The 224-nt window shown below is 63.4% G+C and carries 1 protein-coding gene; it reads left to right on the top strand.

The features are described 5' to 3' along the window. Positions 1 to 224: LysR substrate-binding domain-containing protein (locus MMY95_RS15840; protein ID WP_241277849.1), on the top strand; the 224-nt coding region annotated here is incomplete at both ends.

Here is a 224-nt window from a genome sequence, read left to right as displayed (position 1 = left end):
CCTGGACACCCAGGCCAAGGCCGACCGCTATTTCTCCGAATGCCGCCCCACCGGCCTGATCCGACTCGGCGCCTCCGATGATCTGGTCGGCCGGATGCTCTCCGACGTGCTGGTGGAGTTCACAGGGTCCTACCCCGGCGTCGATCTCGAACTCGTCGTGGGCCTGAGCGAAAACCTCAAAACTCGAATGGCCGCAGGCGAATTGGACCTCATGGTGGCCAAAC

The organism is Lactiplantibacillus sp. ME-2 (genome assembly GCF_022549155.1).
Lineage (GTDB): Bacteria > Bacillota > Bacilli > Lactobacillales > Lactobacillaceae > Lactiplantibacillus > Lactiplantibacillus plantarum.
Note: the sequence above shows the minus strand (reverse complement) of the source record. Positions and strands in the feature narration are given on the sequence as shown.